Below are 15,150 nucleotides of genomic sequence, written 5' to 3' on the forward strand. Positions count from 1 at the left end.
TTCGGGGGCACCTGCCCCTGCGCCGATGAGCACCGATTACACCGCCGCCCAAACGCTTCACGACAGCCTGGCGACGCAGGTGTTCCGCGGCAGTGCCCCGGGGGTGGGTCAGCACCCTGTGCTGCTGAAGGTGCTGCACCCCGACGCCGCCACACCCGAGGCCGCCACCCGCCTGCGCGACGAGCATGCGCTGATGCTCGACCTGCACGGCCCGCACGTGCCGCAGCCGCTGGCGGTGCTGGACGACGGCACCTCGCCCGTGCAGGTGCTGCAGGACGTGGACGGCCGCCCGCTGTCCGAGCTGATCGGCAACAACCAGCCGTGCCCGTTGGCGCAGGGCCTGGCCGCGGCGCTGGAGGATCTGCACCGCCAGAAGGTGATCCATGGCGGTCTGCACCCCGGCCATGTGCTGGTGGGTGAGGCCGGGCAGGTGTGGCTGCTCGACTTCTCACGCGCGGTGCGGCTGCAGCGCGACTACCCGGACGACGGGGCCGCGGACCTGCCGGCCTGGCTGCTGCCGTATGTCTCGCCCGAGCAGACCGGCCGCATGAACCGCACGGTGGACAGCCGCAGCGACCTCTACGGCCTGGGCGTCATGCTGTACCAGCTGCTCACCGGTCGGCTGCCCTTCCAGGCCGGTGATGCGCTGGAATGGGTGCACTGCCACCTGGCGCGCGAGCCCCGCTCGCCCGACGCCGTGGTGCCCGGCGTGCCGCATGCGCTGGCCCAGCTGGTGATGAAGCTGCTGGCCAAGCTGCCCGAGCGCCGTTACCAGACCGCCGCCGGCCTGCGCGCCGACCTGGCGCTGTGCCGCCAGGCCTGGGAGCAGGGCCGCGCCGCCGACCCGCTGCCGCTGGGCCTGGCCGATGTGTCCGACCGCTTCGAGCTCCCCGAGGTGCTGGTGGGCCGCGAGTACGAGCGCACCGCGCTGCTGGCCGCCTTCCACCGCGCGGCCGCAGGCGGCGTGCGTGAGGTGGTGCTGGTCACCGGCGAGGCGGGCGCGGGCAAGAGCTCGCTGGTGGCCGAGCTGCGCTCGGCCGTGGCACTGGAAGGCGGCACCTTCTGCGTGGCCAAGGGCAACCCCTATGGCCACGGCGTGCCGCATGGCGCCTTCGGCATGGCGCTGGGGCCGCTGGTGCAGCGCATGCTGGCCGGCAGCGCCGCCGAGCTGGCCCAGTGGCGGCAGCGCCTGGAGCAGGCGCTGGGCACCGATGCGGCCGCCGTGGCCGAGGTGGTGCCCGCGCTGCGCTGGGTGATGGGCGTGGTGCCCGAGCCGCCCGAGTTGCCCGCCGACCAGGCCGCCCGCCGGCTGCAGGCGGCGCTGCAGCGCTTCGTTGGCGTGCTGGCCGGGCCCGACCGGCCGCTGGTGCTGTTCTTCGACGACCTGCACTGGCTGGACGCCGGCAGCCTGAGCCTGCTGGCGGCGCTGTGCGACGCGCCGCAGGCGCGCCACCTGCTGGCGGTGGGCGCCAGCCGGCAGATCGGGCCCCACGGCGCGGCTTCGGCGGCGATGGTGGAGGCTGCCTTCGCCCGCCGCGGCGTGCCCGTGACGGTGCTGCCGCTGCGCTCGCTCGACCGCAGCGGCGTGGTGCGCATCGTCTCGGAGGCGCTACACCGGCATGACGAGGCGAGCCAGGCACTGGGTACGCTGGTGTACGAACGCACCGCCGGCAACCCGCAGTTCGTCGGCCAGTTCCTCACCGCGCTGCACCAGGACGGGCTGCTGCAGTTCGATGCCGATGCCGGCCACTGGCATGGCGACCTGGAGCGCATCGCGCAGCGCGGTTTCACCGACAACGTCGTGGGCCTGATGCTGGCACGGCTGCGGCGCCTGCCCGTGGCCACCCGCCAGGTGCTGGCGCTGGCCGCGCTGCTGGGCAGCCCTTTCCGGCTGGCGGTGCTGGCCCGCGTGGCCGGCCTGCCCGAACCGGAGGCCGAGGCCGCGCTGTGGCCGGCGCTGCAGGCTGGCTTGGTGGCCCGCGGCACGCCCTACTGGCGCTTCCTGCACGACCGCGCGCAGGAAGCCGCGCATGAGCTGACCCCGGCCGAGGCGCGGCCCGCCCTGCATGTGCGCATCGCGCGCTCCCTGCGCGCCGATGCCGCGGCCCAGGGCCTGGTGGAAGGCGACGACCGGCTCTACGCCATCGTGGCGCAGTTCAACCACGGCCTGTCCGCCATCACCGACGAGGCCGAGCGCTTGTCGGTGGCCTCGCTCAACCTGCAGGCCGGTGCCCGCGCCTATGCCGCCACCGCCTACGTGGCGGCCATCGCCTACCTGCGGGCCGGCATCGCGCTGCTGCCTGAAGACCCCTGGCCCAGCCAGCCGGCCCTGGCCAGCGCGCTGCTGCGCCTGCTGGCGCGTTGCGAGGCCCAGCGCCAGGAGTTCGACGAAGCCGAGCACCTGGCCCGGCGGGTGCTGGCGCAGCCACGGCCGCAGGCCGAGCGGCTGGACGCCCACCAGGTGCTCATCGAGGTGTGCGTGGCCCGTGGCCACTACCAGGAGGCCGAGCAGGTGGCCATTGCCAGCCTGGCCGAGCTCGGCCTGCCGCTGCCGGTGCAGCCGGACCCGGCGATGGTGCGCCAGGCCTGGGTGGGCCTGCAGGCGCGGCTGTCCGGCCGGCCCATCGCCAGCCTGGCCGAGCTGCCGCAGATGATGCAGCCCGACGCGCTGCTGCTGCTGCGCGGCATCGACGGCGCACTGCGGCTGCTGGTCTTCCTCGACAAGCGGCTGCTGGCGTTGCTGCTGGTGCGCCTGGTGCACCTGATGCTGGACCACGGCCAGGCCCGGGCCTGCGCCCCGGGGCTGGCCTACTTCGGCTGGGTGCTGGCCGGCCACCTGGGCGAGCCCGCCGCTGGCGAAGCCTTCGGCCAGCTGTCCCAGTCCATCGCCGATGCCGCCCATGGCGGCAGCGATGCCGGCCGCATTGCCTTCTGGCGCGGGCTCACCGCCATGTGGTGCCGGCCCTGGCCGGAGGTGGTGCGCCGCCTGCAGCACGCGCTGGACTGCGCACGCGCCGAGGGTGATCTGGCCACGGCCTGCTTCGCCTGCGGCCACCTGGTCACCACGCTGCTGTTCGCCGGCCGGCCGGTGGAAGAGGTGGTGGCCCGGGCCGAGGAACTGCTGCCGCTGGTGCAGCGCGCCCGCTTCCCCGACCTGGCCGAAGACTTGGTGACCATGCGCGATGCCGCCTGCCGGCTGCGCGGCGACCCGATCCCGGCCAGCCTGCCGCTGCTGCCGCCCGATCCGGCCTCGCAGCAGGCCCACAGCTTTTCGATGCGCACCGCCTTCGCCGCGCTGCGCCAGCTGATGGTGGACTGCGTGATGGGCGACATGGCCGAGGCCCGCCTTCAGTCGCTGCGGGCCGAGCCCTCACGCGCCGCCATGCAGGGCACGCTGCTGGAACACCTGCACGTGGTGTACGGCGCGCTGGCCGCGGCTGGCGACCAGGACTTGGCCGGTCCGGCCGAGCGCGCGGTGCTGGACGCTGCCATCCGGCAGGTGGACGGCTGGGCGCTGCACAACCCCGATTCCTTCGGCGCCTGGCGCAGCCTGCTGGTGGGTGAGCGCCAGCGCGTGGGGGGCGCCGGCCTGCAGGCGCTGGCCAGCTTCGAGACCGCCGCCGGCGAGGCCGCCGCGCTGGGCCTGCTGAACGTGCAGGCGCTGGCGCATGAGCGTGCCGCCCGAGTGGCCGGCCTGCTCAACCTGCCCACCGCGGCCGCCGCCTTCCGGCAGGAAGCGATGAACGCTTTCGAGCGCTGGGGCGTGTGGGCCAAGCTGCGGCGCATGGACGAGGCGGTGATCGACCGCGTGAGCCGGGCACAGGCCGTCTCGCCGGCACCGTCGCCGCGCAACGGGGCGCCGGCCGAGCCGGAGGCGCGCCCGCTGCCGCTGGACACGCTGGCCCTGGTCAAGGCCACGCAGGCGCTGTCCAGCCGCATCACCCGCGACGAACTGCTGGGCACGCTGATGCGCCTGGTGATCGAGCAGGCCGGTGCCCAGTCGGGCGCGCTGCTGCTGGTGGATGCGCGCGAGCGGCAGTCGCCGCTGCTGCTGGCCGCCACCGCCCAGGTGCGGCTGCACGACATCGAGGTGCAGCTCAAGCCCGACGACACCGCCCGCCAGCGCCTGCCGCACCGGCTGCTGGCCTTCGTGCAGCGCAGCCGCGAGACGGTGCTGCTGGGCGACACCCATGCGCCGCATACCTTCGAGCGTGATGCCTACCTGCTGGCGCATCAACCCGCCTCGGCGCTGTGCCTGCCCATCCAGCACCGCGCCACGCTGACCGGCGTGCTGTACCTCGAGCACCGCAGCGTGCCGCGCCTGTTCACGCGTGAGCGGCTGGGCGTGCTCAACCAGCTGGCGGTGCAGGCTGCCATCTCGCTGGAAAACGCCTGGGTGGTCGAGCAGTTGCGCGGCCTCAATGCCGAGCTGGAGCAGCGCGTGGCCCAGCGCACCGCCGCGCTGCAGACGGCCATGGAGGCGGCCGATGCCGCCAACCGCGCCAAGACCGCCTTCCTGGCCAACATGAGCCATGAGATCCGCACGCCGATGAACGCCGTGCTGGGCATGTCCTACCTGGCCTTGCACAGCGGCCTCAACGACCGCCAGCGCAACTACGTGCAGAAGATCCAGACCTCGGCCACGCTGCTGCTGTCACTGGTGGACGACATTCTCGACTTTTCCAAGGTGGAGGCCGGGCGCGTGGAAATCGAACAGACCGTGTTTGCGCTGGCCGATGTGGTGGGCCATGCCCAGGACATCGTCGGCGTGCGTGCCGCGCAGAAGGGCCTGAGCCTGCGCTTCCCGATCAACGGCCCGGTGCCGCCGCACCTGGTGGGCGACCCGCTGCGGCTGGGGCAGGTGCTCATCAACCTGTGCAACAACGCCGTCAAGTTCACCGAGCGCGGCGAGGTGGTGTGCAGCATCGAGGCACCCCAGCCCGCCGAAGGCGGTGCGGTGCTGCTGCGCTTCGTGGTGCGCGACACCGGCATCGGCATGACCCCCGACCAGCTGGCGCTGCTGTTCAAGCCCTTCAGCCAGGCCGATGGCTCCACCTCGCGCCGCTACGGCGGCACGGGGTTGGGCCTGGCCATCTCGCAGCGGCTGGTGCAGCTGATGGGCGGGCAGATCGGGGTGACGAGCGCGCCGGGAGAGGGCAGCTGCTTCCAGTTCATGCTGCGCCTGGGCGTGGCGCAGCAGGTGCCCCCCGCGCCCGAGCCCGCGCCACCGGCCGACCCGCCCGCGCTGACCGGGCTGCGCGTGCTGCTGGTGGAAGACAACGAGATCAACCAGGAGCTGGCGCTGGAGCTGCTGCGCAATGCCGGCATCGTGCCCACGGTGGCGGTGAACGGGCAGGACGCGCTGCGCTGCCTGGCCGAGCAGACCTTCGACGGCGTGCTGATGGACTGCCAGATGCCGGTGATGGACGGCTTCGAGGCGACGCGTGCGCTGCGGGCGCAGCCGCGCTGGCGCGACCTGCCGGTGATCGCGATGACCGCCAGCGCCCGTGCGATCGACCGTGCCGAGGCACTGGCCGCCGGCATGGACGATCACATCGCCAAGCCGATCGACGTGGACATGCTCTACCGCACCATCGGCCGCTGGATGCGGCCTGGCCGGGTAGAGCCCTGAGTTAACGCGGGCGCGGGCCGCCCGGCTTGCCGCCGCCGGGGCGGCCACCGCCCGGGCGACCACCAGGCCGACCGCCACCGGGCCGGCCGCCGCCACCTTCGGGGCGGCTGGGGCCGGGGCCCCGGTCAGGTCGCCCACCCGGGCCACGCTCCTGGCGGCCCGAGCCAAACTCGGCGCGGCCACCGCGCTCACCGCCCCGATCGCCTCCGCGGCCGCCGAAGCCTTCGCGGCGCGGCGGCTGGGCCGCGCGTTCGGCGGCTTCCTTGCGGGCCACTTCCAGCAGGCTGTCCAGCGACTCGGGCGCGATGCCCTTGAGCGCGCAGAAGTTGGCCGGCGTCAGCGTGGTGTGCTCGAAGGCCCACAGCAGGTCGGCACGGTCGCGGCGGCCTTGCTCTTCCTGCTCGCGCCGGGTCTGCTGGTTGGCGCGGCGGCGGGCCAGCTCTTCGTTGGCGGCATTGCGGTGTTCTTCGCTCAGCTCACCGGCCGGCTGGCCGTCGAGGTCGAAGCGCTCCTTCGATTTGCTCAGCGCAATCAGGTACGAGGTGCTGCCCGTGTGCCGGTGCAAAAAGATCGACAGCGCGCGCTTGCTGAAGACGCCGGGCGCGCGTTGCTGAATGTCGGCCTGGATGCGCAGCTTCAGCGGCTTGGGCTGGCGGCCGAACAGCGCCGGAAAGCGCTTGGACAGCTCGGCCGCGCATTGCGCCGGCGACAGCTCGGCCGCGCGGCCACCGGCCTTGGCCGGGGCGCCTTCAGCCGGTGCCTCAGGCTCGGCGGGTGCTTCCCCTTCGGCGGGCGCAGCGGACTCGGCCGCTGCGGAGGCTTCTTGCGCGCCTGCGGCGGCCGTTGCCTCGGCCTCCGCTGGCGCAGCGGCGTCCGTCACGGCGGGGGTCGGTGCTTCGCCTTCGGCAGGCGGCACGGGGATGTGTTCAGGAGCTTGAGAGGTCATCGGCAGGGGCGTCGGTCAGATCGGCGCGAGGGCGAGATTGTGCCTGCCGCCGGCCGACCTCACCGCACACGGTCGATCTCGAAGCCGCGCTGGGTCATCGTCGACAGGATGGTCTCCACATGCGCATCGCCGCGGGTCTGCACCACCACCTCGATCTGGGCGCGTTCCACCGGCAGTGAACTGAAGGCGCGGTTGTGCTGCACCTCCTCGATGTTGGCGCCCAGCTCGCTCAGCATCTGGGCCACGGTGGCCAGCGTGCCGGGCACGTCGCGCACGTTGATGCGCAGCCGCACCAGCCGGCCCGACTTGACCATGCCGCGGTGGATGATTTCGGCCAGCAGCAGCGGCTCGATGTTGCCGCCCGACAGCACCAGGCCCACCTTGCGGCCGACGAAGTGCTCGCGGTGCGCCAGCAGCGCGGCCAGGCCCACGGCGCCGGCGCCTTCCACCACCGTCTTTTCGATTTCCAGCAGCATCAGGATGGCCTGCTCGATGGTGTCTTCGCCCACCAGCACCACGTCGTCCACCAGCTGGTGGATCAGCGGCACCGTCAGCGTCCCCGGCGAGCTGACGCCGATGCCGTCGGCAATGGTGGTCTGCGCGAAGCTGCGCTGCTCGCCCTTCTTGGCATTGAACACGGCCGGGAAGCGCTCGGTCTGCACACCCACGATGCGGATGTGCGGCCGCACCGCCCGTGCCGCCACGGCGATGCCGCCGATGAGCCCGCCGCCGCCGATGGAGACCACCAGCGTGTCGATGTCGGGCTGCTGCTGCAGCATCTCCAGCCCCAGCGTGCCCTGGCCGGCCGCGATCGCCAGGTCGTCATACGGGTGCACCACCGTCAGCCCACGCTCGCGGGCCAGCTGCAGGCCATGGGCGCGGGCCTGGTCGAAGGTGTCGCCCTCCAGCACGACGTTGGCCCCGAAGCGGCGGGTGTTGTCCACCTTCACCGCCGGGGCGAAGCGCGGCATCACGATGGTGGCGGGCAGGCCCAGCCGCTGCGCGTGGTAGGCCACGCCCTGGGCATGGTTGCCGGCGCTCACGGCCAGCACGCCGCGGGCCTTTTCGTCGTCGCTCAGCTGGGCCAGCTTGTTCAGCGCGCCGCGTTCCTTGAAGGAGGCGGTGAACTGCAGGTTCTCGAACTTCAGGTACACGTCGCAGCCGGTGATGGCCGACAGCGTGCGTGAAGGAACGCAGGGCGTTTCCAGCACATGGCCGCGCAGCCGGTCGGCCGCGGCCAGGATGTCCTGAACGGTGATCGAAGGGGGGGCGATGGGCTGCATGCCGACATGATCGCAGGCTTGCGGGCCCTCCGGCTTATCAACTCAAAAGGCGAAGGGCGAGTCCTCGAAGCGCTCGCGCCATTCCTGGCGCAGCAGGCTGAACAGCTGGTCGGGGTCGATGGGCTTGCTCAGCTTGTGGTCGAAGGCCTGCGCATCGGCCGGGTAGGCCGATGACAGGCCGGTGATGCCGATGATCACCCGCCGCATCGCATGCTCGTTGACCCGCAGGTGCTGCGCCACCGCCACGCCGTGCACCACCGGCAGGTGCAGGTCCAGCAGCACGATGTGCGGGTCGAACTGCGCCGCCACCGCCAGGCCCTCGGCGCCATTGGGGGCGGTGCGCACCTCGTAGCCCTCCAGCTGCAGCAACGCCTCCAGGGCCTGGGCGCCATCCAGGTCGTCCTCCACGATCAGGATGCGGGCACGCGGAGCGGGGTCTTGGTGGGTGGGGGACAAGGGCATGAAGACAAACAGCTGGGGTACTGCAGGGTGGCAAGACCGGGCAAGCGCGGTGCCTGCGGTGTGAAGCCCGCGTAAAGCGGGGGGGTGGGAAGCATTGTCTCCGCCCGGCGCCTGCAAGCGGCGGTGAGCCTGGCGGAATACCTCAAGTGAAGGTGGCCGGCGCCAAAAACGGCTCGCTGCTGGCCGCCTTCGACGCGGCCGGGCTGCCCTATGCACAGGCCGCGCGCGAGCTGGTGGAGCTGAAGTCCCAGGACCGGGCCAATGAGGCGCTGGACAAGCTCAATGGTCCGGCGACCACGACCTTCCAGAAGGCGGATGACCTGCTGAGCGATCTGGTCGACTTCAACGTGCAGTTGGGTGAGCGGGCGAATGCGGAGGGCGTTGCCGTTGCCACTTCGCAGATTGCGCAGGGCAACCAGGACCTGGCTTCGCGCACCGAGTCGCAAGCCTCGGCGATCGAGGAGACGGCATCGTCGATGCAGCAGCTGGCGCCAGCGCCCGACGGCGCCGCGCAGGCCAACGGCCTGGCGCTGAACGCGGCCGTCGAGGCGGCGCGGGCCGGTGAACAGGGCCGCGGCTTTGCGGTGGTGGCCGGCGAAGTGCGCACGCTGGCGCGGCGCAGCGCCGAGGCAGCCAAGGAGATCAAGACGCTGATCTCGGCCAGCGTGGAGCGGGTGGAGCAGGGCACCCAGCAGGTGGACGAGGCCGGTGCGACGATGCGCAGCGTGGTCGACGCCATCGGGCGGGTATCGCAGATCATCGCCGAGTCGAGCCGCGCCAGCGCCGAGCAGACCGCCGGCGTCTCGCAGGTGGGCGAAGCGATGTCGCAGATGGACGCGGCCGTGCAGCAGAACGCCGCGCTGGTGGAGGAGGGCGCGGCCGCGGCCAAGAGCCTGCGCGGCCAGGCCCAACGCCTGTTCGACACCGTGGCGGTGTTTCGCCTGCCGGCGCACACGCACGGCTAGCGCCCGCGTCTTGACATAGGTCGACTTCCTGGCGGCCCTGGCGCGGGACAATCCGCCGGGCCGGACCGGCGCCCAGGGCGTGCGGGAACGGCGCGTGCACCCGTCGTTGGGGAGAGTGGCCGATGCAAGCGATGAGCACAGGGGGCTTCGAACAGGCGCTGCGGGCCTGCGCGTCCGAGCCCATCCACCAGATCGGGCACGTCCAGCCCCACGCCGCGCTGCTGGCCTTCGAACCCGAGGTGGGCTGGCGCGTGCGGCAGGCCAGCGACAACATCGCGGCCTTTATCGGCCGCCCGCTGACGGCGGTGCTGGACCAGCCGCTGGAGACCCTGTTCGACAGCGATGCCCTGGTCACGATCGATGCGCTGGTCGGGCGCGTACGCGCGCTGCGTGCGCCGGCCACGGGGCGGCTGCAGGCAACGGTGGACGGCGTGCAGTGGCCGCTGATGGCGCATCTTTACGCCGCTGGCGACCTGCTGGCGCTGGAACTCGAGCGCAACGAAGGCGCTTCGCATCACGGGCAGCTCGACACCCTGCTGACGGAAACCATCGAGACCGTGCAGGCCATCGGCGGCCTGGACGAGAGCCCGGCGTACTTCGACGCGCTGGCGGCGCTGGTGCGGCGGCTTACCGGCTACGACAGCGTGATGGTCTACCGCTTCGACTCGAACATGGACGGCGAGATCGTCGCGCAGAGCCGATCCAATGCCGCCCAGGATTTTCTGGGCATGCGCTTTCCGGCCAGCGACATACCGCCGCAGGCGCGCCGCCTGTACACCATCAACCTGGTGCGTGTGGTTGCCGACACCGAGGCTGCACCCGCGCCCATCCTGCCGGCGCTGCACCCCGAGACGCAGCGGCCGCTGGACCTGAGCTTCTCGGCGGTGCGCAGCCTGTCGCCCATCCACATCGAGTACCTGCGCAACATCGGCGTGCGCGCCTCGATGGTGATCTCGCTGCTGCAGCAGGGCCGGCTGTGGGGCATGGTGACCTGCCACCACCTGCAACCCAAGCGGGTATCCATCGCGCTGCGCGAGGCCGCCATCCTCATCAGCCGCCTGGCCTCGGCCCGACTGTCCGAAATGCAGTCGCAGGCGCAGGATCGGCTCAATGCCGAGGCGGTGCGCATCACCCGTGGGTTGCTGCGCCACCTGCCCAACCACGCGATGCCGGCGTTGATGGGCGACGTGCTGCAGCCGTTGCAGCAGCTGGTGCGGGCCGACGGCATCATCGCCGTCGTCGAGGGTCGGCTGTTCACGCACGGCCGCGTGCCGCCGCCCGACACGGTCACCGCCCTGCTGGCCTGGCTGGCCGCGCAGGCCAGCAGCGAAGTGATGGCCATCGACCATCTGTCGCAGGCATTCGCGCCTGCGGCCGTGCATGCCGATTGCGCCGCGGGGCTGCTGTGCACGCCGGCCACGCCGGGCATGCACAACGCCCTCATCTGGCTGCGTGGCGAGCGTGTGCGCACCGTGCGCTGGGCTGGCAACTACCAGGAAGGTTTCGTGCGCAACGCCGCAGGCGACTTCCGGCTGACGCCGCGCAAGTCGTTCCAGCTGTGGACCGAAGCCTGGCGCGGCCGCTGCGAGCCCTGGGCGCCCGCGGAGGTCGGCATCGTCGGCATGCTGGCCTTGGAGCTGCCCGAACGCATCGCGCAGATGAGCCGGCTCGATGCGGCCTTCGCCCAGCTGCAGCGCAATGAACACGAGCTGCGTGAGCACCGCCGGCGGCTGGAAGAACAGGTGCAGCAGCGCACGGCCGAACTGTCGATCGCCAAGGAGCTGGCGGAATCCGCCAGCCGCGCGAAGTCGGCTTTCCTGGCCAACATGTCGCATGAATTGCGAACGCCGCTGAGCGGCATCATGGGCCTGACCGATCTGGCGCAGCGGCAGGCCGCCGACGAGACCGTCAAGGGCTACCTGGCCAAGTCGGGGCAAATCTCGCAGCACCTGCTGGCGCTGATCAACGACATCCTCGACCTCACCAAGATCGAGGCTGAGCGGCTGACGCTCGAGTCTGTCGACTTCCGGCTGGCCGACATGCTCGACGGCGTCGAGCAGCAGGTGCGGCTTGCTGCGCAGGACAAGGGGCTTGCCTTGCGTTTCGAGGTCTCTGACGTGGACGGCCAGCGCTGCCTGCGCGGCGACCCGCGGCGCATCCAGCAACTGTTGCTGAACCTGGTGGCCAACGCGGTGAAGTTCACACCGCAGGGTTCGGTGCGGGTGCAGGCCGAGATCGCCACCGTCACCGGCAAGCCGGTGCTGCGCGGTGCGGTGCACGACACCGGCATCGGCATTTCAAAAGCCGACCTGCCGCGCCTGTTCACGGCCTTCGAACAGGCCGACTCGTCGATGTCGCGGCGCTTCGGCGGCTCTGGGCTGGGCCTGGCCATCGTGCGACGCCTGGCGCGCCTGATGGGCGGCGACGTGCAAGTGACCAGTTCACCTGGCGTGGGGTCGGTGTTCCGCTTCGAGCTGCAGCTGGACTGGGGCGCAGCAGCGGCAGCCGACCCCAACGGCCGCGGCATGGAATCAGCCGCGCAGCGGCTGCGCACCGAATGCCCGGGCCTGCGTGTGCTGCTGGCCGAGGACGAGCCGACCCACCAGGATATCTTGCGCACGCTGCTGGAGATGGCCGGCTGCAGGGTGGACGTCGTCGGTGACGGCGCCGCGGCCACGATGGCCGCGCAGGGCCGGCACTACGACGTGATCTTGATGGACATGCAGATGCCCCTGATGGACGGCCTGCAGGCGGCACGCCGCATTCGCGCGGAAGGACGTTGCCGTCACACGCCCATCCTGGCCACCACCGCCAACGCCTTCGACGAAGACCTGGTGGCCTGCCAGGCCGCGGGCATGGACGAGCATGTGGTCAAGCCCATCCACCCCGAACACCTGTTCGAGCGCATCCTCAGGCTGATGCGGTCACGGCCGCCGCAGCGGTACCTGGCGGACGACTCACGCTAGTTGCGAGGCGATGGCCGCGACGAAGTCGTGCAGGTCGTCCGGATTGCGGCTGGTGATGATGCCGCGGTCGATCACCGCCGATTCGTCGACGACGGTGCCGCCTGCATTCTTCAGGTCGGTGCGAACCGACGGCCACGACGTCACCTTGCGGCCGTTGACCAGACCTGCGTCGATGAGCAACCAAGGCGCGTGGCACACGGCGGCCACCGGCTTGCCGGCCGCGGCAAAGGCCTTGATCAGGGCGATCGCGTCGGGCTCCATCCGCAGCGCGTCCGGGTTCATCTGCCCGCCGGGCAGCACCAGGGCGTCGTAGTCCTTGGCATCGGCTTCCGACAGCGCCAGGTCCACCTTGACCTCGTTGCCCCAGTCGGTGTGGTTCCAGCCCTTGATGGCACCTGGCTTGGGCGCCGCGACGTGCACCGTGGCACCGAGTGCGGCCAGCTCCTTCTGGGGCACTTCGAGCTCCGACTGCTCGAAGCCATCGGTGGCAAGGATGAGGATGCGGCGCGAAGAGAGCTTGGAGGCGGACATGCTGAAGTACTCCTGACTGGCATTCAATGGACAGATGCCAAGCTTAGGAGCCGCCTTGCGAATCGCTGTCAGACAAGGCCGGCGATCGGAATCGGCCAAACGACCGAACGATCGCCATCCGCGTTGTACGAGCGCCCCGCATGCTCACGGGCTGGCACTCCCAGCCGCGGGCGCACCCGGTGCGCGCTGGGTGGCGACCCGTGTGCCCACGGCGGCCACTGCCAGCCCAGCCACCACCCACCCCTGCGCCGAACCCATGGTCCACAGCGTGGCCGCACTCACCGCGCACCAGGCCACGGTGGCCGTCCAGGCCAGGGCGCAGAGCCAACGGGCGTGCCGTGCGCCGGGCTGTACCGCGAGCAGCCAGCCCAGCGTGGCCACGGCCGTGGGGTCGGGCGCCAGCATCCACACCTCGGCCTGCAGCAGCGGGCGATCGAAGATCGGCGCCAGCAGCGGGTGGCCGACCACCGCCCAGCCCAACAGCAGCAGCCCGGCCCTGTAGCGTGCCGATGCCGCGGCCTGCAGCGGGCAATCTGGCAGCGCCAGCGCGGCCAGCACCAGGGCCGGCACCGCACATGCCAGCGCCAGACCCTCGGCGGCCCAGTTGATGGGCGCATAGCGTTGCGCGACGAAGGCCCAGCCACTGAAGGCCCAGCCCAGCGCCAGCAAGGCGGCCATGCCGCGCAGCCAACCCGCCGGCACGTTCTTCCGCTGGCACCACAGCAGGGCCAGCACCACGCCGCCGGCCAGCACCAGCCACGGCGGCGCGGGCCACCAGGCGGTGTTGTGCAACTCGAACAGCCGCCAGTAGGTGCGCGGCGCGAACATCAGAAAGTCCGATGGGCGATAAGTCCACCACTCGCTCATGCGCGCAACACCGTCACAGCGCGGCCATGTCGGCGGCCATTTGCGCGCGCAGGCCGGCGTCGGGCATGGCGCCGCGCGCCGCGCCCAGGTTCTGCTGCACGTGCGCCACTTGTCGGGTGGCCGGTATGGCGCAGGTCACGGCCGGGTGCGAGACGATGAACTTCAGCACCACCTGCGCCCAGCCGTCGCAGCCCAGCTCGGTGGCCCACCCCGGCAGCGGGTGACGCAGCAGTGTGTCAAGCAAGGCACCTTCGCGGAACGGCCGGTTCACCAGCACCGCGATGCCGCGCTCCTGCGCCAGCGGCAGCAGGCGTTGCTCGGCAGCGCGGTCGAGCGGGTTGTAGGTCAGTTGCACGAAGTCGATCGGCTGCGTGCGCATGATCTGCTCGAGCTCGGCATGGCGGCGGCCTTCCGAGGTGCTGATGCCCACATAGCGCAGCTGCCCCGCCGCCTTCATGGCCAACAGGCGCGGCAGGTGCTGCTGCCAGGCCAGCAGGTTGTGCACCTGCATCAAGTCGAACCGCGGCACACCCCAGAAGGCGCGCGAGGCCTCCATCTGCGCCGGCCCGCGCTCGGCGTCGCCCACCCACACCTTTTCGGCCGAGAACAGCGCCGCGGGGTGCTTGAGCCTGGCCAGTGCGTGGCCGATGGTGGGTTGCGCTGAGCCGTACATCGGCGAGCTGTCGATCAGGCGCCCGCCCGCCGCGAAGAAGGCCTGCACGACCTGGGCACACGCTTCGAGCGCAGCCGGATCGCGCCCCACGTTGAAGGTGATCCAGCTGCCCAGGCCCACGCGCGGCAGCAGTTCACCGCTGGAGGGGATGGCCCGCGTCAACAGCGGGCTCGCCTGCGCAGGCGGCGCCTTTGACGGCGCTGGCTGCGCGCCAGGCTGGGGACGCGGCTGCGCCGACACCGTTTGCAGCGCGGAGCCGGCGCCTGTCAGCAGCGCCGCGCCAGCGCCGGCGAGCCAGCGGCGGCGGGCGGGATGATGGGGATGGGTCGGACGGAACATCAGTACACCCTGGCTGTGGCACCGAGCCCTTCGTGGTGCCGGGAAAAGGCGGTTGCTGACGTTGGTCTTCGGCTGGGTCGCCTAGTTCCCTGGTGGCAGGCCGACGTGGGGGGCTGGGTTCAGGTCTGGCCCGAATGGCCGCAGGTCGAGTTGCGGCTGTCATGGACCACACGCGGGGCGCTGACGTGTCGGGGTTGCTGGCGCACTGATCGGAGTGGAAGTGCAGGCCCTGAGCGGGCGTGTGCGCTCGGGTCTGGCATGTCGGCATTGCAGCGGGTGCGGTCGGTCGCCGCCAGCCCTCGAACTGACGGTCTCGGACACCTTGCAGTCGTTCGCGGTCGCACCACGTGGCGCCACATCCGGCTGCTTCCGAGGGTAATGCTGACGTTGCCGGCAACGCGGTGGCGGCCAGGGGCGGCGACCCTTCAACCCATTTCAAGCTGCGTCGTGCCCCGGTCGAACGACCGCTGGTCCTTGGCGCGACGG

Annotated in this window: 8 protein-coding genes and 1 pseudogene; 3 read left to right on the forward strand and 6 right to left on the reverse strand. The window is 71.5% G+C overall.

Features of this window, described 5'->3' with window-relative positions; genetic code table 11:
• Positions 1 to 25: 25 nt before the first annotated feature.
• Positions 26 to 5,632: an AAA family ATPase gene (locus MW290_RS08115; protein ID WP_250194174.1), complete on the forward strand. Its 5,607-nt coding sequence runs from the start codon at positions 26 to 28 to the stop codon at positions 5,630 to 5,632.
• Between the two features lies 1 nt (position 5,633).
• On the opposite strand, the gene MW290_RS08120 is transcribed toward MW290_RS08115, so the two are convergent.
• The 3 genes from MW290_RS08120 to MW290_RS08130 are packed head-to-tail and all read right to left on the reverse strand — an operon-like array spanning position 5,634 to position 8,323.
• A complete protein-coding gene (locus MW290_RS08120) occupies positions 5,634 to 6,578 on the reverse strand; it encodes a ProQ/FINO family protein (RefSeq protein WP_250194175.1) in 945 nt (314 codons plus the stop codon).
• Positions 6,579 to 6,637: 59 nt separating this feature from the next.
• Complete coding sequence (locus MW290_RS08125) at positions 6,638 to 7,861, reverse strand: threonine ammonia-lyase (RefSeq protein WP_250194176.1); 1,224 nt, start codon at positions 7,859 to 7,861, stop codon at positions 6,638 to 6,640.
• A gap of 42 nt (positions 7,862 to 7,903) precedes the next feature.
• Entirely contained in the window at positions 7,904 to 8,323 is a 420-nt protein-coding gene (locus MW290_RS08130; RefSeq protein ID WP_250194177.1) for a response regulator, read from the reverse strand.
• Positions 8,324 to 8,685: 362 nt separating this feature from the next.
• Between MW290_RS08130 and MW290_RS08135 the strand changes: the two are divergent.
• Together MW290_RS08135 and MW290_RS08140 are read left to right on the forward strand one after the other, a co-directional pair.
• Positions 8,686 to 9,273: pseudogene (locus tag MW290_RS08135) on the forward strand (methyl-accepting chemotaxis protein); the annotation flags it as partial.
• Positions 9,274 to 9,410: 137 nt separating this feature from the next.
• Positions 9,411 to 12,254, forward strand: coding sequence for an ATP-binding protein (locus tag MW290_RS08140; protein ID WP_250194178.1), 2,844 nt, complete (start codon positions 9,411 to 9,413; stop codon positions 12,252 to 12,254).
• Here MW290_RS08140 and MW290_RS08145 read toward each other — a convergent pair.
• From MW290_RS08145 to MW290_RS08155, 3 genes are all read right to left on the reverse strand, one after another.
• On the reverse strand, positions 12,246 to 12,785 hold the full coding sequence (locus MW290_RS08145; RefSeq protein ID WP_250194179.1) for a type 1 glutamine amidotransferase domain-containing protein: 540 nt from the start codon (positions 12,783 to 12,785) through the stop codon (positions 12,246 to 12,248). The genes MW290_RS08140 and MW290_RS08145 overlap by 9 nt on opposite strands.
• 144 nt (positions 12,786 to 12,929) lie before the next feature.
• Complete coding sequence (locus MW290_RS08150; protein ID WP_250194180.1) at positions 12,930 to 13,652, reverse strand: hypothetical protein; 723 nt, start codon at positions 13,650 to 13,652, stop codon at positions 12,930 to 12,932.
• A gap of 13 nt (positions 13,653 to 13,665) precedes the next feature.
• Positions 13,666 to 14,487: an aldo/keto reductase gene (locus tag MW290_RS08155; protein ID WP_375142727.1), complete on the reverse strand. Its 822-nt coding sequence runs from the start codon at positions 14,485 to 14,487 to the stop codon at positions 13,666 to 13,668.
• Positions 14,488 to 15,150: the final 663 nt, after the last annotated feature.

Origin of the sequence: Aquincola tertiaricarbonis (genome assembly GCF_023573145.1) — a bacterium.
Taxonomy (GTDB): Bacteria; Pseudomonadota; Gammaproteobacteria; order Burkholderiales; family Burkholderiaceae_C; genus Aquincola; species Aquincola tertiaricarbonis_B.

What these genes read in the sequence shown, in the direction of transcription:
- MW290_RS08150 (WP_250194180.1), bottom strand. Translation starts at nt 13,652, where the DNA reads ATGAGCGAGTGGTGGACTTATCGCCCATCGGACTTTCTGATGTTCGCG.
- MW290_RS08130 (WP_250194177.1), bottom strand. Translation starts at nt 8,323, where the DNA reads ATGCCCTTGTCCCCCACCCACCAAGACCCCGCTCCGCGTGCCCGCATC.
- MW290_RS08120 (WP_250194175.1), bottom strand. Translation starts at nt 6,578, where the DNA reads ATGACCTCTCAAGCTCCTGAACACATCCCCGTGCCGCCTGCCGAAGGC.
- MW290_RS08125 (WP_250194176.1), bottom strand. Translation starts at nt 7,861, where the DNA reads ATGCAGCCCATCGCCCCCCCTTCGATCACCGTTCAGGACATCCTGGCC.
- MW290_RS08145 (WP_250194179.1), bottom strand. Translation starts at nt 12,785, where the DNA reads ATGTCCGCCTCCAAGCTCTCTTCGCGCCGCATCCTCATCCTTGCCACC.
- MW290_RS08140 (WP_250194178.1), top strand. Translation starts at nt 9,411, where the DNA reads ATGCAAGCGATGAGCACAGGGGGCTTCGAACAGGCGCTGCGGGCCTGC.
- MW290_RS08115 (WP_250194174.1), top strand. Translation starts at nt 26, where the DNA reads ATGAGCACCGATTACACCGCCGCCCAAACGCTTCACGACAGCCTGGCG.